This window comes from Flexivirga sp., assembly GCF_035551235.1.
In the GTDB taxonomy this organism is placed as follows: domain Bacteria; phylum Actinomycetota; class Actinomycetes; order Actinomycetales; family Dermatophilaceae; genus Flexivirga.
This window is the reverse complement of sequence record NZ_DASZNO010000026.1, coordinates 104,234-122,562: the sequence shown is the minus strand read 5'-3', so window position 1 is coordinate 122,562 and position 18,329 is coordinate 104,234. Positions and strand designations below refer to the sequence as shown.

The window sequence follows — 18,329 nt, the reverse complement described above, 5'->3', positions numbered from 1 at the left end:
CCCCATCATGCCTGGGTGCCGCTTCACGACGCGCGGTCGGACCGCAGGTGGATCGCCAGGTCGGTGCGGCCTGTGGCGTGCTCCTCGCGCAGCCGCCGGTCGGCGTCGTAGTCCTCCAGCATCCGGCGATAGGGGATGGGCTCCTGCGTCTCGAGTGAGGCCAACCGCGCACGCACCTGCTCACGCGCGTCCTCGACGCCCGGCCAGTCCGGGGTGTCGATCCCGAGCAGTGCCAGGGATTCCAGCGGCGCGATGCCGGTGTACCAGAGGATGCCGTGGGTGATTGGGAAGAGCAGGTCGTGGATGTTGCCGTTGAGGCCGCGCTCGCCGAAGGCGGACGCCCGGTCGCCGGTCGTGGTGATCACGAGCCCGCGCTTCCCGGCGAACGCGCCGTCGCCATACTTGCGCGTATTGCCCTCGGCGTCGTGCAGCCCGTAGGCGAACCCCTGGGTGAAGACACGGTCGAACCAGCCCTTCATGACTGCCGGCATACCCGCCCACCACAACGGGAAGATCAGCACGATCAGGTCGGCGCGCTCCACGAGGCGTTGGTGCCGGTCGACGACCGAGTCGATGGTGCCCTCGCAGCGCGCATCGACCGCGTGGTCGCCGACCGGGCGCTCGAACTCGGCGATGCCGTAGTCGGTCGGCCGAACCACCGCATCCCATTGCAAATCATTGAGATTCAGCACATCGACGGCATGTCCCTGAGCCCGCAGCTCGGCGCTTGCGGTGCGCGTCAGATCATCTGTCAACGAGTGCGCGGAAGGCGCTGCGGAGATCAGTAGTGCTCGCATACCAAGAACGCTACGTGCACGGTGCGTCTTTCGGTAGTACGGTCATTCATGTCACTAATGGACATGACGGGAACGGAGTGGGGCATGCGCGACCCAGTGCGCCGGGCGCTCGAAATCTGTCCGATCGAGGTCGGCGTGGCCGTCGCCGGCGGCGACTGGAAGCTCACGGCCGTCTCGAAGCTCGCGCCCGGCCCGCTCCGTTTCGGCGAGTTGCAACGGCAGGTGGGGCCTGTCTCCGCCAAGACGCTGACTCGGCAGCTGCGCGCCCTGGAGGCCGACGGGGTCGTCATACGCACTGTGTATGCCGAAGTGCCGCCGCGCGTCACCTACGAGCTCACCGAAGCCGGTATGGCGCTCGCGGACATCGCCGACCGGCTCGGCAGCTGGGGCAAGAAGTATGTCGGAGGCTCGGCTGAGTCCGAGCTGCGTTCGGACTCAGCGTGATTCGGCACTACGAGCGGGTGAACTGGTGCGCGCAGGTGCTGGCGGTGCGCTGGTAGCCGAGTTTCTCGTAGAGGCGCAACGCCCCGGACGGGTTCGCCGCGTCGACACCCAGCCCCGCGGCCTGCATGCCCGACTCGCCGAAGCGGCGCATGGATTCGAGCAGCAGCGCCGCGGCGATGCCACGCCCGCGGTGGCTGCGCAACACCCCGAGCTGGTCCGTGTAGCCCTCGGTGTAACCCTGCGGCTCCCAGTCCTGCTCCCAGGCGTAGTTCATGGCAGCCCCGATCACTCGGTCGGTGCCGTCGTCGATCGCCAGCACCGTCCAGTCCGGCCGGAACCCGTGTGAGTCGATGTTCTCCTGCCACATCTCGGCGGTCATGTCGGTGTGCCCCCAGTGATCGCGGAAGGCCTCGTCCATCACCCGATGGACCTCGTCGTTGCGCGCGGGGTCCCAGTCGACGAGCCGCACTCCATCGATGGCCGGCACATCGAACGCGTCGTCGAGCCAGCGCGACATCTCGAAAAAGTAGCGTTCCGTGGGCATTTCGTGCCGCGCAGCCAGATCGCGTGCATCCGTCTGCTCCGTCGGCACGAACAGACGCATCACCAGGGAGCCGTAACCCTCCCGACGCGTCGCGTCATCCCACGCGAGGCCGTGCGCGAGCTCCCACTGCAGGACCGCCCGGCCGATCCCCTCGCCGCGCCGGTCCGGCCGGACCGCGCCCGCGAGGCGGACGCGACGCTGTTCGGTGATCGCCCGGTTGCACCCGGCCCAGGCCGTGGCCACCACCCGTCCATCGGCGTCGTGTCCCACCAGGGTGTCCGCCTCCGGCACCGACCTGGTCGAGTCCCAGAACTCCTCGAGGTCGGCGAGCGAGCTGCGCTCGGGGTTCTCGTCATACGTCTCACACTCGGTGTAGAACGCGGCGATCGCCGGTAGGTCGTCGCGCCCGAACGGTTGCCAGGAGATCCCGGGTAGCTCGTCGAGCCGGTCGCGGGCCGCGGCCTCCGACGGAAGCGTCATGCGTTGTCCTTGTTGGAGATTCGCGCTGCTTGGTCGGATGTCAGCAGCACCACGTTGCCGTCCGGGTCGTCGATCATCGCGGCATACGGGCCCTGGGTCTGCGTCGGCGCCATCCGACCGGCATACCCGGCCGCCGTCAGCCGGTCCCACATAGCGTCGACCTCGGCGTCCTCGCCGGCGAAGAACTCCAGCATCTGCTGATAGCCGCCGGCAGGGCGAGTCCAGGCCGGGTCGTAGACCGACGCGAACTTCTCGGTGAGGACGAGGCTGACCCCGCTGGGCATCCGCAACAGCGACACCGGCCGGTCCTCGCGCGGGTCCGGCATCGCCAGCCCGAGGGCCCGATAGAACTCCACCGACTTCGCCACATCCCGCACTTCGAGCACGACCATGCTCAGTTGCATCTCCATGTCGCCATTCTGGGTCGCCGGGCCGGTGAAGGACATCGATTTTCCCGCGGTCAGGACAGCGGCTTCGCCCCACAACTATTGCCACCGGACGTGATGACCGACGAAGTGCGTTGCCACGACGAAGGATTCGAGCTCTTGGTCACCGGCCGTATGACGTAACCGGCCGCCCGGTCGACGCGGGTGGGCTGGAACTTCTCGGTCGAGGTGATCTTCCCGGCCGCGTCCCGGCGGAAGGTGACGAGTGCGATGACGCCGTCCTGGACCGCGTCGGTCGACTTCTTGCCGCCATACGCGACGATGCCGGCGGTCTGGTCGGACAACGCGTTGCCGAGGCTGTAGTTGACCATCCGGCCGTGGATGCGCTCGCACGGCTGGATGACGTGCGGGTGGTTGCCGATGATGTAGTCCACGGTGCCGGACGACAGGAGCTGCCGCGCCATACGTCGCTGGTCGTCGGTCGGTTTCTGCTCCTGCTCCTCGCCCCAATGCATCGAGACGAGAACGAGATCCGCACCATGCGCCCGTGCGGCGCGCGCATCCGCCTCGATGCCGCGGACACCCACGATGTCGTACATCGAGCTGACCGCCCACGGCGCCTGCACCGGCACGTGCCTCGTGTTCCCGACGGTGTTGTCGAGTGTGTAGGAGTAGGACAGCTGCGCGATCGTGAAGCCCTTGGCGCGGTAGTAGGCGGGCTGACCCGGGTGCGAGGCGTCGGGTCCGGGTCCCGCGGCCCGGAGCCCGACCTGCTGCATGATGCGGCGCGTGTCCCGCACTCCGGCCAGCTGCTGGTCGAAGGTGTGGTTGTTCGCGGTGCTGCAGCCGTCGAACCCGGCCCGCCGCAGACCGGTCGCGAATGCCGCCGGCGCGCCCATGATGAATCCATGGCTGAGATTGGCGCCGGTCGCACCCAGCGGCGTCTCGAGTTGGCAGATCGCGACGTCGGCGGCACGGATCGTCGGCGCCACCTCGGCGAACATCGGGTCGAAGTCCCAGCCGCCGCCCCGCCGTGCGGTCGAAAGTATGGCGGGGTGCGGGATCTCATCGCCGGAGACCGCGACGGTCACCGAGCCGGCCGGCTTCGGGGCGGCCGAAGACTTCGGGGCGGAGGAGGCGCTGCTCGAGGCGGACGCTGAAGTACTGCTCGTCGGGTTCGAGGAAGTGCCCGACGAGTGGGGCGGGGTGCTGCGCGACGCGCTGGACGGCGCCCGTGCGGCGGTCGCTGCAGTGGAAGCGGCGTCCGTGCCGCGGTCCGGCGAGGACCCGATCGCGGAGGAACACCCGCCCAGCAGCACGGCGGTTGCAGCCAGAGCCGCGGCTCGGTGACGGAAGCGGGAGCGAGCGGGCCACATGCGGCGTGAGCGTAACCGACATCGCCGGTTGGTCTGTTCGGCGGTGGCGTCCTGTTCTTCCGTGCGGCGGAGAAGCAGCACGAGTACGACGTCGCGAACCGCGGCGAGTAACTGACGACAGTAGCGAGTTGTGCGTATGACGAGGGACCCGGCGACAGCCCGGACTAACCTCACCGCATGAAAGTCGACCGGCGCGGAGACGACGACCGGCATACGCAACGGGCCCGAGCGAACAAGTTCGCCGGGCCCGTTGCCTATGCCGTGAGGAGTCGCAGCAAGAATCAGCGCCGCACGTCGAACCGGTCGTTGTCCATGACCTTCGCCCAGGCGGCGACGAACTCGTGGACGAACTTCTCGGCGGCATCGTCGGAGGCGTAGACCTCGGCAACCGCACGCAGCTCGGAGTTCGCGCTGAACGCCAGGTCCACACGGGTGCCGGTCCAGGTCTGGCCGTCGGGGCCGTTGCCGACGTAGGTGCCCGGCTTGTCGCCCGGCTTCCACTCGGCGGTGATGTCGAGCAGGTTGACGAAGAAGTCGTTCGTCAGCTGACCCTCACGATCGGTCAGCACACCCGCCTTGCTCTCGCCGGTGTTGGCGCCCAGCACCCGCAGACCACCGATCAGCACGGTCATCTCCGGCGCCGACAGGTTGAGCAGGTTGGCGCGGTCCACCAGGTGGAACTCGAGCGGTGCCTTCGGCTCGGTCTGGACGTAGTTGCGGAACGGGTCGATCTTCGGCTCGAGGTAGCTCATCGAGTCGACGTCGGTCTGCTCCTGGCTCGCGTCACCGCGACCCGGGGTGAACGGCACCTGCACGTCATACCCGGCGGCCTTGGCTGCCTGCTCGACGCCGAGGTTGCCCGCGAGGACGATCGCGTCAGCGACGGAAACGCCTGTCGCAGAAGCGATCTGCTCCAGCTTGGCGACAACCGGACCGGTGACGCCCGGGTCGTTGACGGCCCAGCCCTTCTGCGGCTCCAGGCGCAGGCGCGCGCCGTTGGCGCCACCGCGCTTGTCGGAGTTGCGATAGCAACCCGCAGCGGCCCAGGCGGTCTTGACCAGCTCGGAGACCGAGAAGCCGGCGTCCGCGATCTGCTGCTTGGCGGCGGAGATCTTGTCGGCGCCCGGGGCCTCGGTGGCGGGGATCGGGTCCTGCCAGAGGAGCTCCTCGCTGGGCACCTCGGTGCCGACGTAACGGGTCGCCGGGCCCATGTCGCGGTGGGTCAGCTTGAACCACGCGCGAGCGTAGGCGTCGGAGAACGCCTCCGGGTCCTCCAGGAACTTCTTGGAGATCTTGCCGTACTCCGGGTCGAAGCGCAGCGAGAGGTCGGTGGTGAGCATGCGCGGCTCACGCTTGCCGTCGCCCTGTGCCTCGGGCACCATGTCGGCGCCGCCACCCTTGACCGGACGCCACTGGTTGGCGCCGGACGCGGACTGGAAGAGCTCCCACTCGTAGCCGTAGAGGATGTGGAAGAACTCGTTGTCCCAACGGGTCGGGTGGTAGGTCCAGGTGACCTCGAGGCCCGAGCCGATCGCGTCGATGCCCTTACCGCTCTTGTATGACGACTTCCAGCCGAGGCCGTTCTGCTCGTATGGCGCAGCCTCCGGCTCCGGACCGACCTGCTCGGCGTTGCCGGCACCGTGGGTCTTGCCGAAGGTGTGACCACCGGCGATCAGGGCGACGGTCTCCTCGTCATTCATCGCCATCCGGCCGAAGGTCTCGCGGATGTCGTGCGCTGCAGCCAGCGGGTCGGGGTTGCCGCCCGGACCCTCCGGGTTGACGTAGATGAGGCCCATTTGCGTTGCAGCCAGCGGGTTTTCGAGGTCGCGCTCGCCGGAGTAGCGGGTGTTGTCGCCCAGCCACTCGGTCTCGGCGCCCCAGTAGATGTCGTCGTCCGGCTCCCATGCGTCGACGCGGCCGCCCGCGAAGCCGAAGGTCTTGAAGCCCATGTCCTCCATGGCGACGTTGCCCGCCAGGACGATCAGGTCGGCCCAGGACAGGGACTTGCCGTACTTCTTCTTGACCGGCCACAGCAGGCGGCGGGCGCGGTCGAGCAGCACGTTGTCGGGCCAGGAGCTCAGCGGCGCGAAACGCTGCTGTCCGGCCCCGGCGCCGCCGCGGCCGTCCTGCACGCGGTAGGTGCCGGCGCTGTGCCACGCCATACGGACCATGAGCGGGCCGTAGTGACCGAAGTCGGCCGGCCACCACTCCTGCGAGGTCTTGACGGTGCTGATGATGTCGGCCTTCACCTCAGCGAGGTCGAGCGCCTCGAACGCCTTCGCGTAGTCGAAGTCCTCGCCGACCGGGTTCGCGATGGCGGGGTTCTTGGCGAGGATCCGCAGGTTGAGGCGCTGCGGCCACCACTGCTGGTTGCCGCCGCCCTGCGCGGGCTGCACGGACTCGTGCATGACCGGGCACTTGCCGGTGTCGCTTCCGCTGTCGTTGATCTCTGCCAGCGGCTGCTCGTCTGTGGTGCTCATGACATCCTTTCGTAACGGCGGGTGTCAGGCCCGCTCGGGTGAAATCTGTTGGGAGGCAGCGCAATCGGGGCAATAGCCCCAGTAGATGACCTCGGCCTCATCGATGACGAAACCATGGTCGTCCGATGCGTGCAGGCACGGAGCTGTGCCGACGGCGCACTCGACGTCGACGACCGTGCCGCACGATCGGCAGACAAGGTGGTGGTGATTGTCGTTGCGCTTGAGCTCGTAGCGCGCGGGTGAGCCCGACGGGCGGATGCGCCGCACGAGCCCCGTCTCGGTGAACGTGTTGAGACAGTCGAAGATCGCCTGGCGCGAGACGCTCGGCAGTGCTTCATGCACCGTCTCGGCCAGTAACGCGGAGTCGGCGTGCGGGTGGTCGCGCACCGACTCGAGCACTGCGACCCGCGGGCGCGTCACACGCAGTCCCGCCTCGCGCAAGGTGTCCTCGAAGTCCGGCATGACGCCAGCCTTGTGCATTTTCTGGACTGAGTCAAGTCTTTCTTTCGAGGTATCCATCCGGGTCGGATTGCCCACCGTATGCACCGACGCTGACCGACCGGCATTCAGTAGGCGCCGTCGTGCCGGTAGACCGTGAGCGCCCGCCGGTCGACGCGTAGTTCCAGCACATCCGCTTCCTCGCCGAGCTCGCCGTCGCGTGCGATCCGCACCGGACCACCCTGCAGCACCTCGATCTTCAGCGACGGCGCATGGATCTCGTGATAGCGCTTGTGCCGGCCGAGCTGGCCGGTCAGCAGCGAGGCGAGGATCGTCAGCGTGGCCCCGACACCGGACGCGTCGAGCATCCGCAGGTCGACCAGTCCGTCGTCCAGTCGTTCCCGGAAGCTCGGTGCGAACCCGTGCGGCTGATATTCGCTGTTGCCCAGGAAGAGCAGGTCGACTTCCGCGGTCCGGTCGTCCACCCGCACGGTGATCGGTGTCGACCGCAACAGGGTGCGTGCCCCGGCATACAGCGCGGCCAGGGGCTTGCCGATGCGCTTCTCGTTGCGCTCGCGGATCGTGACGAAGTCGGTGTAGACGCCGATGCTGGCCGTGTTGAGGAAGATCCCGTCATTCAGATAGGCCAGGTCGACCTTGCCGGCGGTGCCCTGCTTGACGGCGGTGATCGCCGCGCGCAGCGGATACGTCCACGCATCCTTCGCGAAGTGGTTGAACGTCCCGGCCGGGAACACCGCCAGTGGAATGTCCGCGTCCCGCGCCGCTGCTGCTGCCGTGCGCACCGTCCCATCGCCACCCGCGACGCCGAGAACCTCTGCACGAGAGGCAGATTCGCGCATCACCGCTTCTACGTCGGAATCCTCGTCGAGCACCACCACGTCCACGTCGGGCAGTTCGTCGCGGACCTTGTCCAGCACCCGCTCGCCCTCGCCACTGTGCGACGCAGGGTTCACCACCAGGACGACGCCGGACCCGGTCGGCTTCGCCTCCAGTTGTATGACGTCAGGGCGCTGTATGACGGAGGGCGCTTCCGCCGGGGGCACCAGGCGCCCGCCGACCCCGGCGACCGCAGTCCCGAGCATCCACCCGGCCACGACATCGGACGGGTGATGCGCACCCGTCGAGACGCGGGAGAACCCGACTGCAGCGGCCAGCACGCGCAACGGCGCGGACAGCGCCGGCATCTCCAGGCCAACCGCTGCCGCGAAGGTCGCCGCGCTCGCCGCATGCCCACTCGGGAAGCTGGCGGACGTCGGAAGGCGGCGGGACAGCCGGCCGGCCGGCAGCGCGGCGATCGACGGGCGCGGACGCCGATTCGTCCGCTTGGCAACCTGATTCGCGATCAGACTGGTTGCTGCGATCGACACGACGCCACGCAGTGCGGCACGTTTCGCGCGCCGGTCACGACTGGCCCCCAACGCGCCGGCGATCCCGAACCACAGCAGCGAATGGTCCGCGGCGTCGGTCAGGCGAGGCATCACCTTGTCCAGCACCGGACTCCGGGCGGCGGCGACGCTCTCGAAGATCGACACGTCGAGGTTGTCGACGTCCTGCAGGACGCGTTTGAATCGGTCGATCACGGGACTGTCCTGTCGCGGTGTGGATGGTGGTGCCGTCATACTCGCGCACCGTCCGCACCGCGGCCAGCGGGAGGGTGGGTCAGCGCGGGTGTGCCTTCACGTATGCCGCCCAGTCGCCCGGGTCGACACCGACCCGCGGTGACACCGGCGGAACCCCGCGCACCGAGCGATGATGATCCAGCCGACTCTCCCAAACGCCTTCTCCGCTGGTCAGATCCGGCAGCCGCTGCTGCATGGCATCCGTCAACCGCGTCGGTATGACGCCCTCCAACTGCGCGTCACGGTCGTCGATCTCGGTGCGGGTCACGTCGGCCTCCCACCGGGCGAGCTCACCGAGCAGGGTCGGGACCTGCTCCGGCAGCAGATCCAGGGTGAAGGCCTCCACCGGCTCACAGACCGTCGTGCCGGCCTGCCGCAACGCCCGCATCAGCACGGGGCGCGTGAGCAATCGGAAGTCGCCGGCGGTGCTCGACATCGACTTGTCGAAGCTGCCGTGAGCGTGGGACTGACGTGCCCAGTAGCCCGAATGCGTCATGGTGACAACACAATCGGTCACCGGCCAGCCGCTCAGGCCCTGCCGCAGGGTGTCGTCGATCGACGACCGCACCGCAGTGAAGAACGCCGGCGGCATCGACCCGGCCTCGACCTCCAGGTCGAACTGCACACCGCTGCCGACGGGCGCCGGGTCGATCCGCAGGCCGACCGTCGCGAGGTACGGGTTCGGCGGTGTCGCGATGATCTCCTGTGCCGAGCCGCTGCCCGCAACCCGCTCGATGCACACGACCGACAACGGCCGGAACGTGGCGGACACTCCGAACTCGTCGGACAGGCGGGCCGCGATGACCTGTCGCTGCACCTCACCGTGCAACGACAGCCGGACCTCCCCGCGGTCGTCGTCCTGCCGGAGGTTGATGAGCGGATCCTGGTCGGCCAACGTCGCCAGCGCAGCCAGCAGCCGACCGCGCTGCGCTGGATCCTGACTGGCGACAACGGTTTCCAGCGTCGACGGGCGCAGTGTGCTGACCTGCCGAGCGCCGTCGGCGCCGATCCGGTCACCGACGCGAGGGTGGTCCAGGCCGGTGACCACGCCGATCCCGCCGGGGCGCAACGACGTGACCCGCACACCGCTGGGGTCACTGATGGCGGTGATCCGCGACCGCTTGCCGAGCCGGTCGCGCACCCGAATCGTGCCGTCGTGCACCCGGATCCACGCCCGGCCGTCGCGCTCGACGGAGAAGACGGTTGCCGAGACCGGCGAGCCGGCATCACTCGACGCGGGATGCATGCGGCGGATCTCGCCGACCAGGTCGTCAACCCCGTCGCCGGTGCGGGCGGACCCGCGCAGGACGCGGGTGCCGGGCGTGGGCTTGAGCCGGTGCGCGATCTGCTCCATCACCCGCTCCGGGTCGGCTCCGGCGCGGTCGATCTTGTTGATGAAGATGGTCGTCGGCACCTGCAGCCGCTGCAGCGCCCGCATCAGGATGCGCGTCTGCGACTGCACGCCTTCGACGGCTGAGACCACCAGGACGACGCCGTCGAGGATGCCGAGCGCGCGCTCGACCTCCGCAATGAAGTCCGGGTGTCCCGGCGTGTCAACGAGATTCACCGACAGGTCGCCGATGGTGAAGGTGGCGACAGCTGTCCGGATCGTGATGCCGCGCCGGCGCTCCAGCTCCATGGTGTCGGTCGCCGACGTCCCACGGTCGACACTGCCGAGGCTGTCGATGGCACCGGCGTGGAAGAGCAGGCGCTCGGTCAGAGTGGTCTTACCGGCGTCGACGTGAGCGAGTATTCCGAGATTGAGAGTTTGCATGGGTCCTGTCCTTGGCCGCAGTGAAATGGATCGGTGCGGTGCAGGAAGGACGGCGCATCGGCATACTCCTCGAAGTTCGGGCCGGACTCCTTCAGTGCAGCAGACCTGTCGAAGTCGGTGCAACGGAATTAGTCGCAGATCGGCGTGATCCCCGTCGGTATGGCCGCCGGACCTCTACCGTGAGGTTCCATGACAGCCGAACAGCTGGTGCGGGGTCCGGGCACCGCAGGAACAGCGACTCCGGTGCGGGTGCACGCCGCCCTGCGGCTGCTGATGGCGGCGCTGATCACCGTCACGGTGATCGTCCAACTGGTCGAGGCACTGACCAGGACAGTGCCGGCCACGGCCGGAAACTTCTTCAGTTACTTCACGATCCAGTCCAACATCATCGTCGCGGTGGTCTTCGCGATCGCCGCCGTCATACAGCTGAGGAGGGGCGGGCGGGAGCCGCTCTGGCTCGACCGGGTCCGTGGCGCGGCCACGGTCTACATCTCGATCACCGGTGTCGTCTACGCCCTGCTGCTCAGCAACATCGACGTCAACACCCCGCTGCCGTGGGCGAACGTCGTGCTGCACTACATCGTGCCGATCGTCACGGTCATCGACTGGCTGCTCGACCTGCCCGAGCGCACCATCGAGTTCCGCCCGGCGCTCGTGTGGCTCGCGTATCCGATTGTCTATCTTGCCTATTCGCTGATCCGAGGACCGATCGCCGACTGGTATCCCTACCCGTTCCTCAACCCGGAGCCACACGGGTACGGCTATGTCGCGGTGATGAGCATATGCGTCGCCATTGCGGCCACGATCTTCGTTGCGGTGGTCGCCGGCGCCACCCGGCTGCCCGGCCGCATACTCCGATAGGGGCGGCTGAAGGCTGCGGTGGCAGGCGTATGGCGCGGCGGCGTGACCAGGTCATTTGCCGCCCTGCCCGACGCCTACGCAGCTGTGGAGCGCCGGCTGCTGCGGTCGATGAGGACGGGCGGCACGGCGACCAGGATGAGCAGCAGCGCCGGAGCAAGCAGCGTCGCGAAGCCGAAAGCGACATAACTGGCCGATCCGAGCACGCCGCCGACGAAGAAGAGCCCGACGAGTTCGGTGAGCATGCGCAACTTGGGCAGGTCCGGGAGCACCGGCAGCAGTCCGGGAGTGCGGCTGCGATAGAGCAGCTTGCCCAGCTCGATCCCGATGTCGGTCACCATGCCGGTGACGTGCGTGGTGCGGATCTGCGCGCTGGAGATCTTGGTGATGATGGCGTTCTGCAGGCCCATCGTGAAGCACAACACCGGCACGATCACCCACGCGCGGTGATGCCACCGGAGGTGATCGGCGGTCACTGCGATGGTGAGGACGAGGATCGCCTGCAGCCCCAACACGTTGGCATAGCGCGCTTCCCGATGCCGTCGTCGTCCCCAGTTGAAGACGATGGCGCACGTCGCCGCGCCGACGAGGAACGACGCCACGGCGGTCGCATCCAGCCCGGCGACGGCCCAGGAGCGGCCGCTGACGTTGTCGGCCGTGGACGCGACCAGGCCCGTCATGTGCGACGTGTAGAGCGAGACCGCCACGAAACCAACGGAATTCAGCACTCCGGCCACCAGGGCCAGCAGCATGGCCAGCTGCCGGTTGGCGGCATGGCTGCGCTCCGAACCTGCGGCTCTGGCCAGAGCGGAGGGGAGACGCACGAGCAGATGGTACGAGAGCCTGCGGCATACGGCCGCATCGAAACCAGGGGATGGGAACGCCACCTTCCGGACCGGAGCCGTCCGGTAGCGCTCCTACCGTCTGGTCGTGCTCGCAACCGCGCAGCGCCATCTCGAGCGAAGGAACACACATGCAGTTCGCCGCAACCCGCATCATCACCGACGATGTCGACACTCTGGTCGATTTCTACGAGAAGGTGACCGGCATCGAGGTCAACCGCCTGCACCCGCTGTTCGCCGAACTCCGCACTCCCACAGGCACTCTGGCGATCTCCAGCTCTCAGACCGTGCCGCTGCTCGGCGAGAACGCCGCAGCGGCGAAAGCCAATCGTTCGGTCGTCCTCGACTTCCAGGTCGACGACGTCGACGCGACCTACGCAGCCCTCCAGGGGACCGTCGACACGTTCGTCAACACGCCGACCACCATGCCGTGGGGCAACCGGTCGCTGCTCTTCCGCGACCCCGACGGCAACCTGGTCAACTTCTTCGCGCCCGTCGGCCAGTGAGCGCGATTCAGAGCCAGCACCTTTAGGACCGGTTCGAAAGGTGCTAATCTGAGCTTATGAAGACAGTGCCAACCACGGAGGCAAAGGCGAAGCTCAACGCGCTGCTCGCCGCCGTCGCTGCGGGGGAGACCGTGACAATCACCAGTCACGGACGGCCTGTTGCCGTGTTGACGAAGGCCGAAGAGCCGTCGCGCAAGCTGGGCCAGTTCGCGGGTGTCATTTCGGTTTCCGATGACTTCGATGCTCCGATGGGGGAGGACGAGCTCGCGCTCTGGGGAGAGGGCGAGTGACGGCACGCAAGTCCGGTCGCGGACGAGTCGTGCTGCTGGACACGAACGCCTTCCTCAGCCTCAACGTCGAGCCCGATCGCATCAACGCCGAAGTCCGAGAGCGTCTCGCCCAGCTGTCGACAGGTCTGATCGTCTCAGCGGCCAGTGCCTGGGAGGTTGCCATCAAGGTTCGGCAAGGAAAGCTGCCTGGTGGCGATCGTCTGGTCGAGTCCTGGTCGCAGAGCCTGAGAGACCTGCAAGCGGAGGCTCTCTCGATCGATGCCGAAGACGCAATCCGGGCGGGCGGCTTGCGATGGGCGCATCGTGACCCGTTCGACCGGATGCTTGTCGCGCAGGCGCTTCGCTATAACTACCCGCTCGTGACGAGCGATGCGACGATCATCGGTGCGCGAATCGCGACGACGATCGACACCCGCTGAAGAGGATGATGACCTTAGGTCACTTCAGCGTGCGTACTGCGTCGACGAGCGGCGCCAGCTGCGGATCCTCCGCGGCTTCGTCGAGCGCCTCCCGCAGCGCCCGGTCATTGGTCGGACGCGCCTTCTTCAGCAGCGCCCGGCCGGCGGCGCTGACATCGGTGTAGATGCCGCGCCGGTCGGTCGGGCACAGATAGCGGGCGAGCAGCCCGCGATCCTCCAGGCGGGTCACCAGTCGCGTGGTCGCACTCTGGCTGAGCACGACCGCATCGGCGACCTGCCGCATCTGCAGGTGGCCGCCCTCGTCGTCGGTCTGCCGGCTGAGCACGTCGAGCAGCGAGTATTCGCGCACGCTCAGGTCGTGCCCGCTCTGCAGGGCGCGCTCGATCCGTGTCTCGATCTTGTCGTGCAGCAGCGAGAGCGCGGCCCATCCGCTGACGAGTGCGGTGAGTTTCGGATCGGTGGCGGTCATGGGTCGCTCCCTGCTGGTCGTGCGTGTTCGTGTCGCCGGCGGATAGACGTCGTATGACGACTACGGGCGCCTGCAAGTTTACCGGAGTGCGTCAGGCGCACACCGTCTCCGCGAGTGCGGGCGCACGGCTCGGCCGGCGCTCCAGGGCGGCCGACCAGATCGCGAGGCCGAGCGCCGAGGCGGCGAGGATCGCGCCCACCCAGTTGGGTGCGGTGTAGCCGAGACCGGCGCCGATCACGACTCCGCCGAGCCACGCGGACAGCGCATTGCCGAGGTTGAAGGCGCCGATGTTGACCGCCGAGGCCAGGGTCGGTGCGCCATACGCCTGATCCAGGACCCGCTTCTGCAGCGGCGGCACGGTCGCGAAACCGAGGCCGCCGACCAGCATGATCGTCAGCGCCGCCAGCACCTTGTTGTGCGCGGTCGCGGTGAAGGCGAGCAGGACGAGTGCGAGCCCGCCCAGCGTGACGAAGAGCATCGGCATGAGGTTGCGGTCGGCGAACTTCCCGCCGATCAGGTTGCCGGCGAACATGCCGACGCCGAAGAGCACGAGCAGCCAGGTGACGGCGCCCTCGGAGTAGCCCGCGACCTCGGTCATCATCGGTGCGATATAGGTGATGGCGGCGAAGACGCCGCCGAAGCCGAGGACTGTCATCGCCATCGCGAGCACGACCTGGATGTTGCGGAACGCCGCGAGCTCGCCGCGCAGGTTCGCGCTCTGCGCACGGGGCATCGGCGGCACCAGCTTCGCGATCCCGAGCAGGCCGATCACGCCGAGCCCGGCGACCGCTGCGAACGTGACCCGCCAGCCGATCGACTGGCCGATGAAGGTGCCCGCCGGGACGCCGACGATGTTGGCGACGGTGAGTCCGGTGAACATGATCGCGATCGCGCCCGCCTTCCGCGCCGGGGCGACGAGATCCGCGGCCACGACCGCGCCGATGCCGAAGAAGGCGCCGTGTGCGAGGGAGGCGGTGATCCGCCCGGTCAGCATGATGCCGAAGGTCGGCGCGAGCGCCGACAGGCCGTTGCCGAGGATGAAGAGCCCCATCAGGAGCATCAGCATCGTCTTGCGGCTGATCCGGTTGCCGAGCGCGGTCATCACCGGCGCGCCGAGCATCACCCCGAAGGCGTAGCCGCTGACGAGCAGCCCGGCCGTCGGGATGGAGACGCCATACGACCCGGCGATCTGCGGCATCAGGCCCATGACCACGAATTCGGTCGTGCCGATCCCGAAGGCGCCGATGGCCAGGGCGAGGAGTGCGAGGGGCATCGCGTGAACCTTCCAATGTTTGCGTGTCGTTATTACCGTCGTGAACAATAGTTGCACGCGCGGTATAAACGCAAGCGCCGGATGTTTGCCCGGCCATCGGCCCGTCGGGTCAGGCCAGGTGGCTCTCCAGGAAGCCGGTGATCTCCGCAGCGACCTCGTCCCGGATCGGCGGCTCGTTGTGCACCTCGTGCCGGAACCCGGTGTAGACCCGCGTGCGGACATCCCGATTCCCGCTCGCCCACAGCTGATTCGCGACGTGGTAGGCGCCCTCGCCATACCCGGCGACGGGGTCCTGGTCACCGGCCAGGATCAGCACCGGCAGCTCGCTGGGCACTTTGGTGGCCCAGTCGTCGGCGTTCGCCTCGGCATACAGCTCGAGGAAGTCGCGCAGGAAGCGCAGCGTCATCGAGACGCCGAAGCGGTTCAGCGGATCCACCGCGTGGTCGGCCACGACACCGCGGTCGGCCGCCACCCAGTCGGTCGGGCCGCGGACATCGTCATACCGCTCGACCACGCCCTCGAAGAGCGTGGGTATGAACTCGTCCGCGACGCCCGTGCCGTCGGAGTCGCCGATGGCGGCCTCGACCTTGGCGACCGGAAGTGCTTCTGCGCCACGCATTTTCGCGGCGATGCCACCGAGGATGAGCCCGTCGAGATGATCGGGGTGACGGGCGGCGTACGCACGGGCGATCATCGATCCCCAGCTGTGGCCGTAGAGGAAGTAGGGGAGGTCCGGGTATGCCGCACGGGCGCGCTCGCGCAGGATCGCTTCGTCCTCGACGATCGCAGTGAGACCGTCGGCGCCGCTGTCCGCCCACACTCCCGACGCCATGGCGGTGGCTCCGTGGCCGACGTGATCGTCGGCGCAGACGACGAAGCCCGCGTCCAGCAGCTTGCCGATCAATCGCAGGTAGCGCCGGGAGTGCTCGCCCAGCCCGTGGACGATCTGCACGATGCCACGCGGCGTGGTCGCCGGTGCGTAGATCCAGGCCTTGATCCGGTCACGGCCGTTGTGTGAAGGGAAGTCGAACTCGGTGAGCGCCATCTGGGGACCCTTTCGTTGCATCGGATGGCCCGAGTATGGCGCTCGCCGTGATGATCCCGACACCGAGCAACGCCACGACCGCGTTAGCAGTGGTGAGAGCGAGGTATTGGCCGGTGCTCGCGCCGTCGCGATGCAGCAGGTGCAAGAAGAAGTGCGGGACCGCGAAGACCGAGAAGGCGATCGCGGCAGGCAGGGTGAAACGTCCCCTCGGTGCGCACAGGGCGATGCCGAGCAGCACCGCGATGCCCAGCGTCGCGCCGCCGAAGTCGCGTGCGAAGTGCTCGCTGAAGGGCGGAGTCAGGTTCACGGTCGGGAAGTGCCGGTAGAAGCCGGCCGGCCAGATCGCGTTCCACCCGCCGACGACGAGTTCGTCGAGGAAGAGCACCGCGAGTGCGATCCGGATGAAAGTGACGATGCCTCGCGGCGGCCGGGCAGCGGATGGTGTGGTCATCGCGGGCACCCGATCAACGCGCCCGTGTGGCGAGCCACTCGTCATACGTCTGTGTGCCGAGCCGTGTCCCGGGCTGCGGGAGCAGCGAGCCGTTCCGCATCGCGCGCCCCCAGGCGCCGGGCAGCGGCACTTCGACAACCCGGCCGCTTCCGTCCAGCAGGCGCCGGACCAGGTCGGCCATGTTCTCCTCGCGCGGGCCGGCGAGGTCCTGCACGAGGCCGCGCGGCTCGCCGACTGCGAGACCGACGATCTCGGCCGCGACCTCTGCCGCGGCGATCGGTTGCGAACGCATCCGGGGGACCACCTGGATGGGACCGACTTTGCCGTGGTGGACAAGTTGCTCTGTGAACTCGTGGAATTGGGTGGTTCGCAGCATTGACCAACCCGACGGAAGCGCCAGCAGGATCTGCTCCTGGGCCGCCTTGCCCGCGTAGTAGTTGCTGTTGACCTCGGCGGCGCCGATGATCGAGACGGCGACGTGGTGGGTCACTCCGATCGCTTGCTCCGCGGCGAGGAGATTGCGAGTCACCGTCTCGAAGAACTGCACCGATGCCTTCGTGGACGTGCTGCTCGTGGCGGACGCATCGATGACGGAGCCCGCGCCGTGCAGGACGTCGGTGAGCCCGGCGCCGGTCGTCAAGTCGACGCCGGACTCCCTGCTGACCGCGACGGGCTCGTGGCCCGCCGCGCGTACGGCGTCCACGACGTGCCGTCCAAGAGTGCCTGTCGCGCCGGCGACAACGATTTTCATCGCAGCGCGCGCTCGGTGGCGGTGGCTCGTTCGGTGGTGAGGGGAGTGCGGGGTCTTGTCGTCATACCCTCCATGACCGGGTGGTCGCGAGAAATGTGAGGTCGGCACCTCACATTTGCTGTCGGCATACGGTCAGATGGTCGAAGGAGGTCGCCATGGCCGTCGATGAACCCGCGGAGCTGCTCGCCGAACGCCGGCACCTGATCGCGCTCGCGTTCCGGATGCTCGGCACGATCGCCGAGGCTGAGGACGCCGTGCAGGAGACGTATCTGCGGTGGTACCGGCTCACGCAGGACGAGCGCAACGCGATCGACGTGCCACGTGCGTGGCTGACCCGCGCGGCAAGCCGGGTCTGCCTGAATGTGCTGGCCTCCGCACGGCACCGCAGGGAGCGGTATGTCGGGCCGTGGCTGCCGGAACCGGTGCCCGCACATGCCTTGCCGGTGTCCGAGGACAGTGCCGCGGACCCACTCGACCGGGTGACTCTCGACGAGTCGGTGAGCACCGCGCTACTGCTCGTGCTGGAGACGATGACTCCCGCGGAACGCGTCGCCTTCGTGCTGCACGACGTCTTCGCGGTGCCCTTCGCCGAGATCGCCGAGGTCGTCGGGCGCTCGCCGGCGGCTTGTCGTCAGCTGGCGACGTCAGCGCGTCGCCGTGTCCAGCAGGGTCGTAGTCGGCAGGCTTCTCGTGGCGAACACGACGAAACCGTGCGGGCGTTCGCGGCTGCGGCACGCGCCGGCGACCTGGCAGCCCTGGTTGCGGTGCTCGATCCGGAGGTCGTGCTCAGGTCGGACGGTGGTGGCGTGGTGTCGGCTGCCAGGCGGCCGGTGGCCGGCGCGACCAATGTCGCGCGCTTCCTGCTCGGTGCGGTCGCCAAGAACCCGTCGGCCGAGGTGCTGGATCAACAGACGCCCGACGGGCTCGGCTTCGCGTTGTGGAACGAAGGCCGTGTCTTCGGGGTCGCCACGCTGGAGGTTGCCGGCGGTGTGGTGACCGGTGTGCACCTCGTGATGAACCCGCAGAAGCTCACCCTCTGGAACTGAGTGAGCGCCAAGCACCACGC

The 18,329-nt window shown here is 68.1% G+C and carries 21 protein-coding genes and 1 pseudogene; 7 read left to right on the top strand and 15 right to left on the bottom strand.

The genetic code is table 11. From position 1 onward, the window contains the following. Window positions 1-23: 23 nt before the first annotated feature. The gene (locus tag VG502_RS08325) at window positions 24-797 is read right to left on the bottom strand and encodes an NAD(P)H-dependent oxidoreductase (RefSeq protein WP_325549568.1); all 774 of its coding nucleotides are present in this window, start codon (window positions 795-797) and stop codon (window positions 24-26) included. Window positions 798-881: 84 nt separating this feature from the next. Between VG502_RS08325 and VG502_RS08320 the strand changes: the two genes are divergently transcribed. Continuing rightward, the gene (locus VG502_RS08320) at window positions 882-1,241 is read left to right on the top strand and encodes a winged helix-turn-helix transcriptional regulator (protein WP_325549567.1); all 360 of its coding nucleotides are present in this window, start codon (window positions 882-884) and stop codon (window positions 1,239-1,241) included. A gap of 7 nt (window positions 1,242-1,248) precedes the next feature. Here VG502_RS08320 and VG502_RS08315 read toward each other — a convergent pair whose 3' ends face one another. The 3 genes from VG502_RS08315 to VG502_RS08305 are packed head-to-tail and all read right to left on the bottom strand — an operon-like array spanning window position 1,249 to window position 3,742. Next, window positions 1,249-2,265, bottom strand: a complete 1,017-nt coding sequence (locus tag VG502_RS08315) for a GNAT family N-acetyltransferase (protein WP_325549566.1) — start codon at window positions 2,263-2,265, stop codon at window positions 1,249-1,251. Next, window positions 2,262-2,675 (bottom strand): VOC family protein, encoded by a 414-nt coding sequence (locus VG502_RS08310; protein ID WP_325549565.1) that lies wholly within the window; start codon window positions 2,673-2,675, stop codon window positions 2,262-2,264. Before VG502_RS08310 ends, VG502_RS08315 begins: the two co-directional genes overlap by 4 nt. 50 nt (window positions 2,676-2,725) lie before the next feature. After that, a complete protein-coding gene (locus VG502_RS08305; RefSeq protein ID WP_325549564.1) occupies window positions 2,726-3,742 on the bottom strand; it encodes a CapA family protein in 1,017 nt (338 codons plus the stop codon). On the opposite strand from VG502_RS08305, the gene VG502_RS08300 reads away from it, so the two are divergent. Further along, on the top strand, window positions 3,699-4,001 hold the full coding sequence (locus VG502_RS08300; protein ID WP_325549563.1) for a hypothetical protein: 303 nt from the start codon (window positions 3,699-3,701) through the stop codon (window positions 3,999-4,001). The two genes, VG502_RS08305 and VG502_RS08300, sit on opposite strands and share 44 nt — an antisense overlap. Window positions 4,002-4,308: 307 nt before the next feature. Here the strand turns inward: VG502_RS08300 and katG are convergent, their stop codons facing one another. The 5 genes and pseudogenes from katG to VG502_RS21830 form a co-directional block, all read right to left on the bottom strand. Further along, window positions 4,309-6,507 (bottom strand): catalase/peroxidase HPI, encoded by a 2,199-nt coding sequence (katG, locus tag VG502_RS08295; protein WP_325549562.1) that lies wholly within the window; start codon window positions 6,505-6,507, stop codon window positions 4,309-4,311. Between the two features lie 24 nt (window positions 6,508-6,531). After that, the gene (locus tag VG502_RS08290) at window positions 6,532-6,969 is read right to left on the bottom strand and encodes a Fur family transcriptional regulator (RefSeq protein WP_325549648.1); all 438 of its coding nucleotides are present in this window, start codon (window positions 6,967-6,969) and stop codon (window positions 6,532-6,534) included. Window positions 6,970-7,073: 104 nt separating this feature from the next. After that, entirely contained in the window at window positions 7,074-8,546 is a 1,473-nt protein-coding gene (locus VG502_RS08285) for a bifunctional phosphatase PAP2/diacylglycerol kinase family protein (protein WP_325549561.1), read from the bottom strand. 79 nt (window positions 8,547-8,625) lie between these two features. After that, on the bottom strand, window positions 8,626-9,831 hold the full coding sequence (locus tag VG502_RS08280) for a hypothetical protein (protein WP_414655719.1): 1,206 nt from the start codon (window positions 9,829-9,831) through the stop codon (window positions 8,626-8,628). A 9-nt stretch (window positions 9,832-9,840) separates the two neighbouring features. Then, window positions 9,841-10,359, bottom strand: a pseudogene (locus VG502_RS21830) (GTP-binding protein); the annotation flags it as partial. A 189-nt stretch (window positions 10,360-10,548) separates the two neighbouring features. Between VG502_RS21830 and VG502_RS08275 the strand changes: the two are divergent. Continuing rightward, the gene (locus VG502_RS08275) at window positions 10,549-11,220 is read left to right on the top strand and encodes a Pr6Pr family membrane protein (RefSeq protein ID WP_325549559.1); all 672 of its coding nucleotides are present in this window, start codon (window positions 10,549-10,551) and stop codon (window positions 11,218-11,220) included. A gap of 74 nt (window positions 11,221-11,294) precedes the next feature. On the opposite strand, the gene VG502_RS08270 is transcribed toward VG502_RS08275, so the two are convergent. After that, window positions 11,295-12,041, bottom strand: coding sequence for a YoaK family protein (locus VG502_RS08270; RefSeq protein WP_325549558.1), 747 nt, complete (start codon window positions 12,039-12,041; stop codon window positions 11,295-11,297). A gap of 149 nt (window positions 12,042-12,190) precedes the next feature. Here VG502_RS08270 and VG502_RS08265 point away from each other — a divergent pair, with 149 nt between their 5' ends. The 3 genes from VG502_RS08265 to VG502_RS08255 are packed head-to-tail and all read left to right on the top strand — an operon-like array spanning window position 12,191 to window position 13,274. Beyond that, window positions 12,191-12,565 (top strand): VOC family protein, encoded by a 375-nt coding sequence (locus VG502_RS08265; RefSeq protein WP_325549557.1) that lies wholly within the window; start codon window positions 12,191-12,193, stop codon window positions 12,563-12,565. A gap of 56 nt (window positions 12,566-12,621) precedes the next feature. After that, window positions 12,622-12,855, top strand: a complete 234-nt coding sequence (locus VG502_RS08260; protein ID WP_325549556.1) for a type II toxin-antitoxin system Phd/YefM family antitoxin — start codon at window positions 12,622-12,624, stop codon at window positions 12,853-12,855. Next, window positions 12,852-13,274, top strand: a complete 423-nt coding sequence (locus VG502_RS08255) for a type II toxin-antitoxin system VapC family toxin (RefSeq protein WP_325549555.1) — start codon at window positions 12,852-12,854, stop codon at window positions 13,272-13,274. Before VG502_RS08260 ends, VG502_RS08255 begins: the two co-directional genes overlap by 4 nt. A 19-nt stretch (window positions 13,275-13,293) precedes the next feature. On the opposite strand, the gene VG502_RS08250 is transcribed toward VG502_RS08255, so the two are convergent. The 5 genes from VG502_RS08250 to VG502_RS08230 all read right to left on the bottom strand — a co-directional run bounded on the left by VG502_RS08250 (window position 13,294) and on the right by VG502_RS08230 (window position 17,263). Continuing rightward, window positions 13,294-13,743 (bottom strand): MarR family winged helix-turn-helix transcriptional regulator, encoded by a 450-nt coding sequence (locus VG502_RS08250; protein WP_325549554.1) that lies wholly within the window; start codon window positions 13,741-13,743, stop codon window positions 13,294-13,296. Between the two features lie 91 nt (window positions 13,744-13,834). Continuing rightward, on the bottom strand, window positions 13,835-15,016 hold the full coding sequence (locus VG502_RS08245) for an MFS transporter (protein WP_325549553.1): 1,182 nt from the start codon (window positions 15,014-15,016) through the stop codon (window positions 13,835-13,837). 109 nt (window positions 15,017-15,125) lie between these two features. After that, a complete protein-coding gene (locus VG502_RS08240; RefSeq protein ID WP_325549552.1) occupies window positions 15,126-16,061 on the bottom strand; it encodes an alpha/beta fold hydrolase in 936 nt (311 codons plus the stop codon). Further along, window positions 16,018-16,512, bottom strand: coding sequence for a hypothetical protein (locus VG502_RS08235; protein ID WP_325549551.1), 495 nt, complete (start codon window positions 16,510-16,512; stop codon window positions 16,018-16,020). The genes VG502_RS08240 and VG502_RS08235 overlap by 44 nt, the downstream gene beginning before the upstream one ends. 13 nt (window positions 16,513-16,525) lie before the next feature. Continuing rightward, window positions 16,526-17,263, bottom strand: a complete 738-nt coding sequence (locus VG502_RS08230) for an SDR family oxidoreductase (protein ID WP_325549550.1) — start codon at window positions 17,261-17,263, stop codon at window positions 16,526-16,528. 155 nt (window positions 17,264-17,418) lie between these two features. Between VG502_RS08230 and sigJ the strand changes: the two genes are divergently transcribed. Next, window positions 17,419-18,309, top strand: a complete 891-nt coding sequence (sigJ, locus tag VG502_RS08225; protein WP_325549549.1) for an RNA polymerase sigma factor SigJ — start codon at window positions 17,419-17,421, stop codon at window positions 18,307-18,309. Window positions 18,310-18,329: the final 20 nt, after the last annotated feature.